The sequence below is a fragment of the Streptomyces sp. G5(2025) genome (assembly GCF_049542075.1).
Lineage (GTDB): Bacteria > Actinomycetota > Actinomycetes > Streptomycetales > Streptomycetaceae > Streptomyces.
This window is the reverse complement of sequence record NZ_JBMUZT010000006.1, coordinates 195,178-209,125: the sequence shown is the minus strand read 5'-3', so window position 1 is coordinate 209,125 and position 13,948 is coordinate 195,178. Positions and strand designations below refer to the sequence as shown.

17 protein-coding genes and 2 pseudogenes are annotated in these 13,948 nt (G+C 71.6%); 12 read left to right on the top strand and 7 right to left on the bottom strand.

Going from position 1 to position 13,948, the window contains the following annotated elements; genetic code table 11:
- Positions 1-90: 90 nt before the first annotated feature.
- Positions 91-630, bottom strand: a complete 540-nt coding sequence (locus ACOBQB_RS11625) for an Asp23/Gls24 family envelope stress response protein (protein ID WP_423591181.1) — start codon at positions 628-630, stop codon at positions 91-93.
- Between the two features lie 329 nt (positions 631-959).
- On the opposite strand from ACOBQB_RS11625, the gene ACOBQB_RS11620 reads away from it, so the two are divergent.
- From ACOBQB_RS11620 to ACOBQB_RS11605, 4 genes are all read left to right on the top strand, one after another.
- A complete protein-coding gene (locus ACOBQB_RS11620; RefSeq protein ID WP_423598422.1) occupies positions 960-1,484 on the top strand; it encodes an RNA polymerase sigma factor in 525 nt (174 codons plus the stop codon).
- A complete protein-coding gene (locus tag ACOBQB_RS11615) occupies positions 1,475-2,182 on the top strand; it encodes an Asp23/Gls24 family envelope stress response protein (protein ID WP_423591180.1) in 708 nt (235 codons plus the stop codon). The genes ACOBQB_RS11620 and ACOBQB_RS11615 overlap by 10 nt, the downstream gene beginning before the upstream one ends.
- Positions 2,179-2,541: an Asp23/Gls24 family envelope stress response protein gene (locus tag ACOBQB_RS11610; protein ID WP_423591178.1), complete on the top strand. Its 363-nt coding sequence runs from the start codon at positions 2,179-2,181 to the stop codon at positions 2,539-2,541. The genes ACOBQB_RS11615 and ACOBQB_RS11610 overlap by 4 nt, the downstream gene beginning before the upstream one ends.
- 188 nt (positions 2,542-2,729) lie before the next feature.
- Complete coding sequence (locus tag ACOBQB_RS11605; protein WP_423591176.1) at positions 2,730-3,335, top strand: hypothetical protein; 606 nt, start codon at positions 2,730-2,732, stop codon at positions 3,333-3,335.
- Here the strand turns inward: ACOBQB_RS11605 and ACOBQB_RS11600 are convergent.
- Complete coding sequence (locus tag ACOBQB_RS11600; RefSeq protein WP_423591174.1) at positions 3,319-4,323, bottom strand: MBL fold metallo-hydrolase; 1,005 nt, start codon at positions 4,321-4,323, stop codon at positions 3,319-3,321. The two genes, ACOBQB_RS11605 and ACOBQB_RS11600, sit on opposite strands and share 17 nt — an antisense overlap.
- A gap of 146 nt (positions 4,324-4,469) precedes the next feature.
- On the opposite strand from ACOBQB_RS11600, the gene ACOBQB_RS11595 reads away from it, so the two are divergent.
- The 6 genes and pseudogenes from ACOBQB_RS11595 (at position 4,470) to ACOBQB_RS11570 (ending at position 8,057) form a co-directional block, all read left to right on the top strand.
- On the top strand, positions 4,470-4,661 hold the full coding sequence (locus tag ACOBQB_RS11595; RefSeq protein WP_423591172.1) for a hypothetical protein: 192 nt from the start codon (positions 4,470-4,472) through the stop codon (positions 4,659-4,661).
- A pseudogene (locus ACOBQB_RS11590) lies at positions 4,643-6,111 on the top strand (amidase). Before ACOBQB_RS11595 ends, ACOBQB_RS11590 begins: the two are co-directional and overlap by 19 nt.
- 9 nt (positions 6,112-6,120) lie before the next feature.
- Positions 6,121-6,687, top strand: a complete 567-nt coding sequence (locus tag ACOBQB_RS11585; RefSeq protein ID WP_423591170.1) for a TetR/AcrR family transcriptional regulator — start codon at positions 6,121-6,123, stop codon at positions 6,685-6,687.
- A gap of 179 nt (positions 6,688-6,866) precedes the next feature.
- The gene (locus ACOBQB_RS11580) at positions 6,867-7,133 is read left to right on the top strand and encodes a GlsB/YeaQ/YmgE family stress response membrane protein (protein WP_423591168.1); all 267 of its coding nucleotides are present in this window, start codon (positions 6,867-6,869) and stop codon (positions 7,131-7,133) included.
- 34 nt (positions 7,134-7,167) lie between these two features.
- Positions 7,168-7,734: a type 1 glutamine amidotransferase domain-containing protein gene (locus ACOBQB_RS11575; RefSeq protein WP_423591167.1), complete on the top strand. Its 567-nt coding sequence runs from the start codon at positions 7,168-7,170 to the stop codon at positions 7,732-7,734.
- Positions 7,735-7,799: 65 nt separating this feature from the next.
- Positions 7,800-8,057 carry a hypothetical protein gene (locus ACOBQB_RS11570; RefSeq protein ID WP_423591165.1) on the top strand — a complete coding sequence of 86 codons (258 nt, stop codon included), beginning with the start codon at positions 7,800-7,802 and terminating at the stop codon, positions 8,055-8,057.
- 468 nt (positions 8,058-8,525) lie between these two features.
- On the opposite strand, the gene ACOBQB_RS11565 is transcribed toward ACOBQB_RS11570, so the two are convergent.
- Positions 8,526-9,530, bottom strand: coding sequence for a YdcF family protein (locus ACOBQB_RS11565; RefSeq protein ID WP_423591163.1), 1,005 nt, complete (start codon positions 9,528-9,530; stop codon positions 8,526-8,528).
- Between the two features lie 160 nt (positions 9,531-9,690).
- On the opposite strand from ACOBQB_RS11565, the gene ACOBQB_RS11560 reads away from it, so the two are divergent.
- Positions 9,691-10,347 carry a hypothetical protein gene (locus tag ACOBQB_RS11560; RefSeq protein ID WP_423591162.1) on the top strand — a complete coding sequence of 219 codons (657 nt, stop codon included), beginning with the start codon at positions 9,691-9,693 and terminating at the stop codon, positions 10,345-10,347.
- Between the two features lie 57 nt (positions 10,348-10,404).
- Here the strand turns inward: ACOBQB_RS11560 and ACOBQB_RS11555 are convergent, their stop codons facing one another.
- A complete protein-coding gene (locus ACOBQB_RS11555; RefSeq protein ID WP_423591161.1) occupies positions 10,405-11,037 on the bottom strand; it encodes a hypothetical protein in 633 nt (210 codons plus the stop codon).
- 191 nt (positions 11,038-11,228) lie between these two features.
- Positions 11,229-11,839 (bottom strand): annotated as a pseudogene (locus ACOBQB_RS11550) (VanZ family protein).
- Between the two features lie 299 nt (positions 11,840-12,138).
- On the opposite strand from ACOBQB_RS11550, the gene ACOBQB_RS11545 reads away from it, so the two are divergent.
- Entirely contained in the window at positions 12,139-12,546 is a 408-nt protein-coding gene (locus tag ACOBQB_RS11545) for a hypothetical protein (RefSeq protein WP_423591159.1), read from the top strand.
- A gap of 76 nt (positions 12,547-12,622) precedes the next feature.
- Here the strand turns inward: ACOBQB_RS11545 and ACOBQB_RS11540 are convergent, their stop codons facing one another.
- Together ACOBQB_RS11540 and ACOBQB_RS11535 are read right to left on the bottom strand one after the other, a co-directional pair.
- On the bottom strand, positions 12,623-13,414 hold the full coding sequence (locus ACOBQB_RS11540; protein WP_423591157.1) for a YihY/virulence factor BrkB family protein: 792 nt from the start codon (positions 13,412-13,414) through the stop codon (positions 12,623-12,625).
- Between the two features lie 216 nt (positions 13,415-13,630).
- Positions 13,631-13,891, bottom strand: coding sequence for a hypothetical protein (locus ACOBQB_RS11535; RefSeq protein ID WP_230899031.1), 261 nt, complete (start codon positions 13,889-13,891; stop codon positions 13,631-13,633).
- Positions 13,892-13,948: the final 57 nt, after the last annotated feature.

Here is a 13,948-nt window from a genome sequence, read left to right as displayed (position 1 = left end):
GACGAGAAAAGAGACGTCACGAGAAAGGAGACGTCACGAGAAAAGAGACGTCACGAGAAAGGAGACGTCACGGCCCAGCCCGGGGCCGCGCTACTCCACCCGCGTCTCACCGGCGGAGTCCGCGGTGTCGTCGTCGGGCAGCCGTACGTCGTTGACCGCGACGTTGACCTCGACGACTTCGAGGCCGGTGATCCGCTCCACGGCGCCGATGACGTTCTCCCGCACGTCATGGGCGACGTCGGTGATCGGCACGCCGTACTCGACGACGATGTCCAGGTCGATCGCCGTCTGCCGCTCGCCGACCTCGACCTTCACGCCGCGTCCGACGTTGGGGCGCCCGCCCGGGACCCGGTCGCGCACCGCGCCGATGGTCCGCGAGAGGCCGCCGCCCATGTCGAAGACACCGGGGATCTCCCGCGCCGCCATCCCGGCGATCTTCACGACCACCACGTCGGCGATGGAGGTCTTCCCCCGGGTCGCGGCCGGCTCGCCCACCCCGCTACCGCCCGTCGTCACCGTGGTGGCGCCCGCCACCGCGGCGCCGCCCGCGCTCCTGTGGGCGGTGCCGGTGGAGCCGCTGTCGCCGCCACCGGACGTGGTCGCGTTCGAATGGATGTCCTGAGTCGCCATACCGGCATCTCCTCGTCATCGAAGTCCTGTGACCGACTGACACACAGCTGACCGGTCCTGGCCGGTCCGCCGCCCTGTCAGCCCGCCGAGCGTTCGGTACCCGGGCCGGGTGCCCGGCTCCGTGCTTGTCTGACACGGACGGCGGGGATTCGTTACGCGCCTCGGAAGAACTTCTCGTCCTGGGAGGTAACGTGCCCTCGCCGCGTCACGCGGGCGGCTTTCCGTGTGTCGTACGAGTACGACCTGGACGAGAGGAGCCGCGTGTGCCCGGGGACCGGGACCGAGCGCCGCAGGACGCGGCGGACGAGTCCGCACGGCGCGAGGACGGATTGCTGGCGGTACGGGCCGGGGAAGGTGACGAAGAGGCCTTCGAGGAACTCGTACGACGCCACGCGCCCGGCCTGTTGCGGCTGGCGACGCGGCTGCTGGGGAGTCGGACGGAGGCCGAGGACGCCGTGCAGGAGTCGTTCGTGAGCGCTTGGCGCAAGCTGCCGGAGTTCCGGCGTGACGCCCGGTTCGGCACCTGGATACACCGCATCGTCACGAACCGGTGCCTGAACGTGCTGCGCGCGCGCCGCCCCGCGGTGGACCTGGACGGCGTGCCCGAGCCACCGGCCCCGGAGCACCAGGCCTCGCCCGCCAGGGTGGCCGAGGGGCACGCGGCCGTGGCGGACCTGAGCAGGGCGATGGCAGGGCTGTCACCGGAACAGCGGGTGTGCTGGGTGCTGCGCGAACTCAACGGCCTGCCGTACGAATCCATCGCCGAGTCGGTCGGGATCAGCCCGGAGGCGGTGCGCGGCCGCGTCTTCAGGGCGCGGCGCTATCTCACGGAGGCGATGGCCGCATGGCGGTGAACGAGGAGACCGGGCCGGGCGAGGAGCGCGAGACGGCCACCGGGGGGAACCTGGCGGGCGGCCTCGCGGAGCGCGAACGCCTGCCCTGTGGACGGCAGTTGTGGAGCGTATGGGGGCACCGGGAGAGCGGCGAGCCCGATCCCCACGCCGAGGCGTGCCCGCACTGCGCCGAGGCGCTGAACACGCTGCGCCATCTGGAGGACGTCGTCTCCGCCGCGCGTGCCGCGGAGCCGCAGGAGCGGGAGGAGGCCGACGCCTCCGCGCTCGTCGGCCGCGTCATGGACGTGGTCCGGCTCGAACTGCGGCCGGGCCGGAGACTGCCGCTCGGCGACGAGCAAGAGGACGCGTGGATCGTGGAGGCCGCCGCCGCCCGGACCGTCCGCGCGGCGGCGGAGACCCTGACCGGGGTGCGGGCGGGCAGTTGCCGCATCGAGGTCCGGCCCCAAGACGAGGCGCCCGACGCGCCCGACGCGCCCGACGCGCCCCCCGCCCCGGCGGGACGCCTGCGACGGGGCCCGGTCAAGATCCGCCTCGAAGTGCAAGTGGCCCTCACCTGGAACCTCCAGGAGGTCGCCGAGCGCGTCCGCCGCAGAGTGCTGGAGGCGGCCGACGCCGAGCTGGGCATGCCGGTCGCGACGGTCGACGTGACGATCGGCGACATCATCGACGACGACGGCGTGGAAGGACGGCGACCGTGACGGAGCAACGCGCATCCGGTGACCTGACCGACACCGTCGCCAGGGCGGTCCTCGGCACCGCCGGGGTCGCCTTCCTGCGGCCAGGCCTTGCCCAACTCCTGCGCGCCTCTGGCCCGTTCGGGCGCGCACGTACGGGGACCCCCGGCACCGGAAGGCCGTCGCACTCCTCGGGCGTACGTGTCACACCGCTCGGCGGCACCGGACGTTGGCGCGTCGAGGTGCATGTCGTCCTGCACCGGGGCCATCGCGCCGTCGATGTGACCCGGGCGGTGCGCGCCGCGGTCACCGAGTCCCTGCGCGGGACGGCGGAGGGTGCCCTTCAGGTCTCCGTGACCGTGACCGTGACCGGGCTGGTGTGACGGCTCCGAGGTGGTGGGGCAAGGCCCTGAGGTGGCGTGTTGCGGTTCGGTGACATGGCAGACAGAGCTGTGACATGCGTGAGGGCAACGGCCCGGGGGCGCCGCGGGTCGTACGGGGCGTGGGGTCGAAGGGCGGACGGATCCGCCCGGAGCAGGCCGACCGAACCCTGTGGGGGAGAACGATGAGGATGAACGCACGAAAGAACAAGAGTCTGTTCGCCGCGGCAGCCGCGGTGGCCGTGACAGGTGTCGTCGCCGGGGCGGTGCCGGCTTCCGCCGCCGCGACGCCCCTCTTCCTGGCGCCTTCCGAGTTGCCGCCGCACGCGTCGTCGCCCTGGTACGCCGGGCCGGTGACGTCCGGGCAGCCCGACCCGCTGCCGATGTGCGTCGGCGAGGCGCTGCCGTCGATCTCCGTGCACCGCACGTACCGCACCGACCTCGACACCGGTGCGCTCCAGGTGACCGTGGTCGAGCGCGGCGAGCAGCGGGCCAAGGACTTCGCGGCCCTGTTGCGCAAGAAGCTGGACGGGTGCGCGGAGACGGTGATGAAGCTGAACCCCGAGATCACCGCCTCGCAGAAGTACTACGGCAAGGTGAACGTCGAGGAGGGCGCACACGTCTACGGCGTCCACACGGTCGCCTCGTGGGGGGCCACCGACATCAACATGTTCTCGGTGGGACGTGACGGCAACACGGTGACGCTCGTGACGTGGGGTCAGCTGGGCACCTTCGCCGACGCCCAGGTCGGCGACTTCAAGACCACCACCGCCACGGCCGTCAACAAGCTCTACTGAGCCTCGACGCGGCGCTCCGACCATCGGCCTCGGCTCCCGGATGCGTGTCGGGGGCCGAGGCCGTGCCGCCCCGGCGGGGGGCCACGGTCTTGAGGCGGTAGCCGCCGCCGTCCCTGACGACGCGGCCCGCCGTCGGCGGCGGGAAGTGGCCGCCCAGCAGCAGCGTCCCGGTGTCGGCGAGCCCCGCGAGGAGTTCCCGGCGGCTGCGGACGGCCCGGTCCGGGTCGGTGTCCACGCAGCTGGTGATGCCGGGGTGGCGCATCTGCACCGGATGGTGCACGCAGTCGCCGGTGACGACGGCGTCCCCGTCGCCGCCGTGGAGCCGCACGGCGACGTGTCCCGGTGTGTGGCCGGGGGTGGACAACAGCCGCACGCCGTCGGCCACGTCGGTCTCGGGGCCCGTCATGTCGACGAGGTCGAGCAGCCCGGCGTCCCGTATGGGGTGGACCGAGTCCCGGAACATCTGCCGGCGTGGCTCCTCCAGGTCGCTGCTCGCCCAGTGGTCCCATTCGGCGCGGGACGTCACGTAACGGGCGTGGGGAAAGGTGGGCACCCAATTCCCGTCCTGCATCCGGGTGTTCCAGCCGACGTGGTCGGTGTGCAGGTGGGTCAGGACCACCAGGTCGACGTTCTCCGGCGCGAAGCCCGCCGCCGTGAGCCGGTGGAGGTAGTCGGTGTCCAGGCCGTGCCAGGCGGGGTTGGTCCGGGTCTTGCCGTTGCCGATGCCCGTGTCGATCAGTACGCGCAGTCCGTTCGCCTCGACGGCGAACGTGTGGCTGGCCAGCCGCAGGACGCCGTCGGCCCCGGCGAAATGCGGCCGGAGCCACGGGGTGCCATCCACGACGTCGGGAGTGGCGGCGGGCAGCAACCAGGGGCCGGTCTGCGCGGGAAGCGCCACTTCGTCGATGCGGTGCACCAGCAGATCACCCACGGCCCAGCTCGGCGCGGGGCTGTCGGCGGGCTGCGGGGAGGCGGTGTCCTTGGCCATTCAGGGTCCTTGAGGTTGAGGTTGAGGGCTGGAGGTCGACGCGAAGGCAAAAGCAATCTCTTTGCGTTTAGGCGACGGTATGCCGTACGGTCCACTAACGCAAATGTTGCGCGTTTAGTCTCTACGGATAAGGACCTCCGTTGACCATGGCCACGACCCCCGGCACCGATCTGCTCCCGCACGAGGTGGCCCGCTGGGCACAGCGGGCGGGACTCCCGCTCGACCCAGGACGGCTCGACCTCGTGACGGCCACCGCCAACCACGTCCTGGACGTCATCGCCGTACTGCGCGATCTCGACCTCAGTGAGGGGGCGGGACGATGCGGCCGTATGAGCTGACGCTCACCGAAGCGGCGAAGGCCATCGCGGCGCGGGAGCTCTCGCCCGTGGAGCTGACGGCCTCGGTGCTGCGACGCGTCGAGGCCGTCGAGGGGCATCTCGGTGCCTACGTGACGGTCCTCGCCGATGCCGCGCACCGGGCGGCCGTACGAGCCGGACAGGACATCGCGGCGGGGCGGCACCTCGGCCCGCTGCACGGCATTCCCATGGGCCTCAAGGACCTCATCGACGTCGCGGGAGTGCCGACCACCGCCAGCTCCCGAGTCCGCGATTCGGCCCGCGCGGCCGACCGCGACAGCACGGTCGCGAGCCGGTTGCGCGCCGCCGGAGCGGTCCTGATCGGCAAGACCCACACCCACGAGTTCGCCTACGGACTCACCACGCCCCAGACCCGCAACGCCTGGGCCCACGACCGGGTGGCCGGCGGCTCCAGCGGCGGCTCGGCGGTGGCGGTCGCGGCGGGGGAGGCGACCTTCGCCCTGGGAACGGACACCGGCGGTTCCATCCGCGTCCCCGCGGCCCTGAACGGCGTGGTCGGCCTCAAACCCACCCACGGACTCGTCCCCGAACACGGCGTCACACCCCTGTCCTGGTCCCTGGACCACGTGGGGCCGATCACCCGCACCGTCGAGGACGCCGGACTCGTACTCGAAGCGCTCCTCGTCGAGGCGGGCGACACCGCGACCCCGCCCGGCCCCACCTCTCGTCCCCCTCTCGCCCTTCCGGTCGCCCTTCGGGCGGCAGCCTGACCGGCCTGCGCGTCGGCGTCCCCCGGAATCACTACTTCGAGCGGGTGCACCCCGAGGTGGAGGAAGCCGTCCGCGCCGCCATCGACGCGCTCGGCGAACTCGGTGCCGAACCGGTCGGCGTCGACATCCCGATGACCGAGTACATCCAGGCGACCCAGTGGGGGCTCATGGTCCCCGAGGCCACGGCCTACCACGAGCGGACCCTTCGTACGACCCCCGAGCTGTACTCCGACGACGTCCGCACCCTTCTCGAAGCGGGCGGACTGGTCCCGGCGGCCGACTACCTGCGCGCCCGCCGCTCCCGCACGCTCATGCGCGACGCCTGGACGCGGCTGTTCGAATCCGTCGACGTCGTCGCCGCGCCGACAGTGCCCGCCACCGCCGCCCACCGCGACCAGCGGACCATCCACTGGCCGGACGGCTCCGAGGAGAGCGTGTCCGACGCCTACGTACGACTGTCGGCCCCTGCGAACATCACGGGCCTGCCCGCCCTCACCCTCCCGGTCGGCGCCGACACCGCGGGGCTGCCCATCGGGATGCAGCTCATCGGCAGACCCTTCGGCGAGGCCACGGTGCTGCGGGCAGGCCGCGCGTACGAGATGACCCGCGCGCCGGAGCCGCGCAAGCGGGGGAGGGGAATGCCTCCACACGCCACCGGGGCACGCTCGGCGGCGCCGGGACAAGCAATGTCTTTGCGTTAAGGTGAAGGGGTGAGCCCTAGACCAGCCGTCCGTCCCGGAGGACGCAGCGCCCGAGTCCAGCAGTCCGTGCACACCGCGGTGCGCGAACTACAGGCGGAGGGCGGCGACCTCACCGTCCCCCGGGTCGCCGCGCGCGCCGGCGTCACCCCGTCGACTGTCTACCGCCGGTGGGGAGACCTCCAGGAACTCCTCGCGGACGTCGCGGTGGAACGACTGCGTCCCGAGGCGCCTCCGGGCGACTTCGGGAACCTTCGCGAGGACCTGGAGCGCTGGGCCGCGGACTTCCTGGAGGAGATGTCCTCGCCGCCGGGCCGCTCCTACATCCGGGACGCCCTGGCCGGTGACCCTGACGGCACCAACGCCGGTCAGTGTTCCGCCTACGCCGTCGAACAGGTCGAGACGATCCTGCGCCGCGCCGCCGCACGCGGCGAACACGTCCCGGGCACCGACACGGTGATGGACCACGTCGTGGCCCCCATGATGTACCGCATCCTCTTCCGCCCCGGCCTGCTCGACACCCAGTACGCCCGCGATCTCGTCGCCACCGTGTTCTACCGCCTGATGCCGCTGCCCTGAGAACGGGGGACTTCCTTCCCTCCCGTGAGGGCCGTTGGTCCTGAGTGACGCACGGTCACCAGGGCAACCGATCCTTACTCCGGTCGCCGGATCCGTCTGGCGGCGCCCCGCCGTGTAGTCATGCTGAAGGCGGGTACCGGAGCGACCGATCGACTCGAAAGTGAACGGAAGGTAGCACCGTGGGCGTCATCGCCTGGATTCTGGTCGGCTTGATCGCGGGGGCGATCGCCAAGGCACTGACCCCGGGGAAGGACCCGGGCGGGATGATCGTCACGATGCTGCTCGGCATCGTGGGCGGGCTCCTCGGCGGCTGGCTCGGCAAGCTGATCTTCGGGGTGGAGTCGATCAACGGCTTCTTCCACCTGTCGACCTGGATCGCGGCCGTCGTCGGCTCGGTGGTCGTCCTCTTCCTCTACCGGCTGGTGACCGGCCGCACTGCCCGCTGACCAGGAAGCCAGAAAAACCAGGAAAGGCAACGTCATGGCTGACAACACCCTGAACGGCCGCCGCGTACTGGCGATCGTGACCAATTACGGAGTCGAACAGGACGAGCTGGTGGTGCCGGTGCAGCACCTGCGCGACCGGGGCGCCCACGTCGACGTGGCCGCCGTGTCCGGCGACGAGATCCGCACCCTCGTCGGGGACAAGGACCCCGGCAAGACCGTTGCCCCGGACCTCACCCTGGCCGACGCGGACGCCTCCTCCTACGACCTGCTGCTGGTGCCCGGCGGCACGGTCAACGCCGACACTCTGCGCCTGGAGGAGAGCGCCGTCGCGATGGTCCGCTCCTTCGCGGAGTCCGGCCGCAAGGTGGCCGCGATCTGCCACGGCCCGTGGCTGCTGGTCGAGGCCGGTGTCCTGGACGGCAAGACCCTCACGTCGTACGCCTCGGTCGCTACCGACATCCGTAACGCCAAGGGCACCTGGGTCGACAAGTCCGTCATGCACTGCGGTGCGCGGGGCTGGGACCTCATCACGTCCCGTACCCCGGACGACCTCGACGACTTCCTCCGCGAGATCGACTCCGTGCTCGACGCGGCCGCCTGACAGGCACCAGCGCGCGGAACCCGACAACCGCGACGGCCGGGAGGGCGGACCTCCCGGCCGTCGGCGTGCGCGCCTCAGTACTGCCGACGCCGCAACCGGTACGCGGTGTACCCGCCCGCCGCGAGGACCAGCGCGATCCCCGCCCCCAGATAGACGGCGTCCGCGCCGTGCGAACCGCCGGCCCCGCCCGCACGCCCCGGTCAGGGGTCGTCGCCCCCGCCACGGTGATCGAGTACGTGGAGGTGCCGCCGCCGGGGCAGGAGACGCTCACCGTGTGGCTTCCGGCGTGGGCGTCGGCACGGATGGTGCCCGTGCCCGTGTAGACGCCGGCCGAACCGGTCGACAGGTGGACGTTCTGGGTGAAGGCGTTCGAGCGGGCGGTGGCCGATGGGGCGGTGCAGCCGCCGCTGACGGAGACGACCACCGACTGCCCGGGCCTGCCGGGGCTCGGCGTGATCGACAGGGACGGCTCGGTCCGGGCCTCGGTGCGGTCCTCCGCCTCGGCCTCGATCTGCCCCGGCGGCTCCACCGGGGGTTCGACGTCGGCCGACGCCTGCGGCGACATCAGGGCGAGCGCCGCGACGGTGAAAGCGGCTGCGGTGACGGTGGGACGCACACGCATGACAGACAGACCTCGATCCTTCGCGCGGCCGGGAGCATGCCGTCCCTGCGGACTCCGCGCGCTGCCCCTCATGCAAGGCGCATCCGGGGCGGTCGGCGCGCCGGACACGGCCACGCGGAGTAGCCGCCGACCGCCGCGCGCGACCCGGGCGGGCCGAGCGACCGACCGGCTAACGGGCCGCCCAGACCAGCACCCCGCCGAGGACGAACAGCAGACCGATGCAGAGGTTGGTCCGGCGGTAGGCCACGAGCACGGCGGCGAACTCACGGATCGTCGCGTTGGGCCAGAAGTACGAGGCCGTGGGCGCTCCCACCACTTGGGCCCTGACCCCGGCCCGGCGCGCGGTGAGCGCGGCGCGGAAGGCGTGGTAGTTGTTCGTGACGACGACGCACCGGTAGTCGGGCTGCGCCTGCTCCATGATGGCCCTGCTGAACCGCAGATTCTCCTCCGTCGTCGTCGAGCGGTCCTCACGCTCGATCAGCTCGGCGGGAAATCCGCGGTCCGTCAGGTAGTCCGCCATGGCGTGGGATTCCGGCAGATCCTCGTCCGGCCCCTGACCGCCCGAGGTGATGAGCACCGGAGGACGCCCGTGCGCCGTGAGCCGCGCGTGCACCTCCTGCGCCCGCCTGAGCCGGCTGGCCAGCAGCGGCGGCACCGTGGAACCGCCGACGAGCCCCGAGCCGAGGACGACCACGAAGTCGGCCCTGCGGCGGACCTGCAAGCGGCCGTAGAGGAAGGCGTAACACACGAAGCTCAGGAAGAGGAAGGAGACGTAGCCCGACAGCCCGAGAGCGGCCGCTCCCACCCCGAGCAGTACCGGCGTCCGCACGACCGCGGCCGTGATCAGGAGGGCGATGACACCGACGATGCTCAGGGCGGCCATCAGCGACAGCAGATTGGTCGGGCTCCGCCCTTCCTTGCGCAGCATCCGCAGGCCGTTGACGAAGAGCAGGTACGTGAGCACGAGGATCCCCACCGCGCCGACCGCGAGCAGCGAGAAGGCGATGACCAGGCCCGACGTCGAACCGGACCTGAGCAGCCGGGACATCCAGGCGACCAGACCGCAGAGCACGGCGAGCCCCAGGATCACCGCGTTGCCGAACCTCCGGCGCTCACGCAGCATCCGCCAGCAGAAGACGAGGAAGAGCAGGGCCGCCGGGATGTAGACCAACATCCCCACAGCGTATGGGGGGTGAAGTCACGGGTGGCGGGCGCCCCTTGGCACAATCATCGGGCGCCCCTTGGCACAATCACCCAGTTGCCCCGCCATGCCCTGCCCTGCCCGATTCTGGAGGAACGCCACGACTGCCGACGGCAGGCTCGCGCCGGCCTGGTTGCCGTGGTCCGCGGTCGATCCCGACCTGATCGCCTTCGCCTGGGACGACGAGGAGCGCTCCGAGGTCGCCGCGGTGATCGCCTCGATGGTTCCTCCCGCCGGTGCCGGGTGGGAGGACAGACGCCGCTTCACCACCGAGGTCACGGAGCTTCTGGCCGCCCGGTACGGCCGATGGGCCTGCGGATGGCACTGGGCGGTCGGCGAGGGCGGTGGTGGTGGCGTCGTCACCGCCTGGTGCTGCGCCTCCCATTCCGTGGGCGAGCCCGCGGCGACGGCCGCCAAGGTGGTCGCGTCCCTGCTGGAGTGGCGCGACTGGCTGGAGGAGCTGGCCGAGCGGTTCACACACATGGCGCCGCCCGCCGGGGCGGATGCCGAGGAACGCAGTTGGCACCTGGAACGAGCGGCTACCCGACTGGTGACGGTGGTGGTGGACCGCACCGGTACCGAATGCGGCTGGTACGGCCTCTGCCATACGGTCCTCACCTGGTTCCTCTCCTGTACGGGCATGGGGGTGGAGACCGCGAAGCAAGCGGTCGACACCGCGATCGGCGGACGGTTCAAGAGCTGGACCGAACCGTCGCGCACCTTGGTCGACTCCGTAGGAGAGGACCTCGCCGTGGACCTGACCGGAGAGCGGCCATACCGCGACCGCTGACACCTTGGCCGCCCGGTACCGGCGCTCGGTACCGGCTGCGGTCAGTATCGGCTGCGGTCAGTACCGGCTGGAGTGCGCGGAGCGCTGCGGCGGGATCTTGAAGGGGCGGTACGGCCGCGTGTGGCCGGCCAGCGCGTCGGCCTTGCGGTCCTGGGGGCGCGGGACCAGCAGGTCATGGAAGAGCTCGTACCCCGCGAGCATGGCGCGCCGCATGGCCTCGGTGTCCATCTCGCCGGAGGCGGCACGCCGCGCCGCCTCGTGCAGTTCCCGGCTGCCCTGCGCGTGCCGCGGGCAGTGCAGGGAGAGGGCCTCGGCCTGGCGCTCGCGCGACTCGGCGGGGAACCCACGCTCGGCGGCCAGCCGGTTGAGGAGGGCGTTGGCCTGGGCGACCGTCCGCCCCGGGGCCTCGATGAACCGCGCCTGGAGCAGGGCCCACTCGGCGCTGTACCGCTCACGGGCCGCGGTCGTCATGCCCTTGACCCTCAGGCCGCCGAAGCGCCGCAGCCGTTCGCTGAGCTCTCGCTCGGCGGCCTCTGTGTCCCCTAGGTGTCGGGCCACCGCGCGGTCGAATTCGGGACCGAAGCGGCGCCGGAGATCTTCGGTGGTCGTCTGGTTCAGCGGGCGGGCGAGCAGCAGCGCGGTGATGATCGCCACCGCAGCGCCCAGGATGGCCAGCATGCTTGCGGACATGTGCCTGCCTTCCGCAGAGGATCCCTCACGCGAGGCTTTCGCTACAGCGAGTTACCAATTAGGGGGTCACATAAACGCGAGGGGTGACATCCGCGGCGGCGATTCACCTTTCCAGGCCTGAGGAGGCCCCCCTCCAGGCTCGATGAGGGCTCGTCAGGGCATGGTCGTACCCCTCCTTCTCCGTCGGTCCGTCAGGCGCCCGCTGTGCCGCGCCGGGTGAACCGGTGCCACCAGTGCCGCCGCCGGGGATGCACGGCCCGCCCGAGCCGGCGCCCAGGACGAGGTAACCGAGCAGCGCGCCCGTCGTGTTGAGGATGACGTCGTCGATGTCGAAGGTCCGGCCGGTCACGAAGGCACCTTGAGCCAGCTCGACGAGCACCATGGTCACCGCCGTGGCCACCGCCACCCGCAGCAGACCGCGCGTGCGGGGCAGCAGCACCGGCAGCAGCAGCCCGAACGGCACACCCAGCAGGATGTTGCCGCCGATCTGCTTGACCGTGTCGCGGAACGCGGGCTGGCCGAGGTACTCGCGGATGGAGTCACCGGGCTTGAAGTTGCTGTGCGTCAGTGCCTCGGAGGCCGCCGAGGGCTCCAAGGTCAGACGGGCGAGGACGACGGCGAAGGCGACCATCCCGGCGAAGGCCACCAGCATCGTCGCCGCCCGCGCCGGCGGGGACAGCGTCGTACGGCGTGGGGAGGAGGTGGTGGTGCTGTTATCCCTGTTGTCCCCGCTACCCCTGTCGACCCTGTTGTCCTTGTTGCCCCCTTCATCTGGTTTCGCGTAGCGATCTGTTCGTGCCATCAGTGCCTCCGAGTAAGGTCCCTTGGCGATGCGGGCGGTGTGGGCGGGGCGCCACGGGAAGCGGCGCCCGACGCCGACGGGTTCCTCGCTCCGCCCGTCCCAAGCGCGGCGGACGCCTCAGCAACGGGAAGACGCCTCACCGCCCCCTCGGAGGGGTGCGACAATCTGCTGGCAGACCACGGCCGTGACCCTGACCGGTGCGATGGTCTCGTCGTTCGAGGTGTTGGCTGTATCGGCTGCGGAGGGGCCCCGGGACGTTGTCGTGCCCGGCGCCCGGTGGTGGGGAGGAACCGACGGTGATGGAGTGGCAGTACATAGCCAAGGGCGCGAGAGCCGTTCCCGAACCCATGGCCACCCCTCTGATCTGGACGGCGGCTTCCTGGGGCTCCTTCGTGCTGGTGATCACGTTCGACCTGCTCGGCGCCCTCGACCGCACCAGCCTCGCCCTGACCGCGCTGTCCCTGCTGGCGGCGGTCCTCGGCATGCTGGGCCGGTTCGTCGCGGCGCCGGGGACGGCGCTGTTGTGCTGGGCGCTGCTCAACTTCTTCGCCACCCACCCCACCGGGGAGATCTCGTGGGCGGGCCACCGCGACCCCGGCTGGATGGCGTGCCTGTTGGTGGCGGCCCTGATGGGTACGGCGACGGCCCGACTGCTGTACGCGCGCGCCGCCTACCGCCGCGTCACCCCATACGACGGCGCCGCCTGACGCCGGGCCGTCCGGCGCGGGGAGGCGACCGGACCTGCCCCGCCGCCCGGCGGGGCACAGGCGCGCGGGGGCTTGTTCAGTCCACGGCGGCCCGCGCGCGGGCCAGTTCCACGGTGAACTGCGCCCCGGCGAGCAGCGCCAGGTTGGACACCCAGAGCCACACCAGGAAGACGACGACACCCGCGAGGGAGCCGTAGAGCCTGCCGTAGGAGCCGACGCCCGAGGCGTACGACGTGAACAGGCCCGAGGAGAGCAGCCAGAGCGGCGCGGCCAGCAGGCCGCCCGGCATGATCTGACGCCAACCGCGGGCCGCGGGCGGCGCGTTGCGGAAGAGCACCAGGACGAGCAGCGCCACCAGACAGACCAGGGCGGGCCACTTCAGGACGCTCCAGGCGGTCTGCCCCGCGTCGCCGAAACCGACGCGCCGCCCCAGCCCCTCGGCGAGCGGGCCGCTCAGCACCAGGAGCAACGCACTGGCGACGAGCAGCGCGAGGAGGGTCACCGCGGTCATGAGCACCCGGTGCGCCTTGCGCAGCGCGGGCCGGCAGTCCGCCACGCCGTGCATCGCGTGCAGCGCCCGGCGGAACACCGCCGCGTAACTGGACGCGGACCACACCGCGCTGACCGCTCCGCCGATCAGCACCATGAAGGCCGCGGAACGGGCCTCGGCCATCTCGCTGAGCGCCCGGTGCAAGGAGCGGCCCGCCTCCGCGGGGGCCCAGTCCGTGACCTCGGCGATGAGCGCCTCGGTCGTACCGGGACTGACCAGACTGATGAGGCTGACCGAGACGAGGAGGGCGGGGAGCAGGGCGAGTATCGCGTAGTACGTCAACGCCGCGGCCCAGTCCGAGATGTCGTCGTTCCACATCGATATGGGGGTACGACGCAGGGCGGTCCGTCTCCGCGCCCATGCCGACCGGCCCCCGGCGGACCCGGCGGACCCGGTCAGGGGAGCGGAGACTGCCCCATGCCCATGCCCATGCCCATGCGCGGGCGGCGGTGGACTGTCCATGGGGCTGCTCCTTCCCGCGTGTGCGGCGCGGGGTGCGCCGCGAACTGTCTCGGTTCTGTCTCGAAGCGCCGGTCAGTCCCGCTGCTCGGCTTCGTTGCGGTTGAGTCCGTGCGCGAGTTCTTGCAGCACTTCGTGCTGGGTCTTTCCGGTCATCTCGGCGATCTGGAAGAGCAGTGCGGCACACAACGCTGTCGCGCTGTCGGCGACCTGGTCGAGATTTCCGTCGGCGGCACGTTTCTCCGCGACGTATTCCTCCATTACCTGCTCGCCGGAAATGTACGCCGTCATGGCTTCGATGCCGGCGCGCACGCGGTCGTAATCATTCATCGTCATGTCCGTAGACTTTCATGTCACCTCACGTGCACGCCAAGCGTGCATACGTGCGTGGTG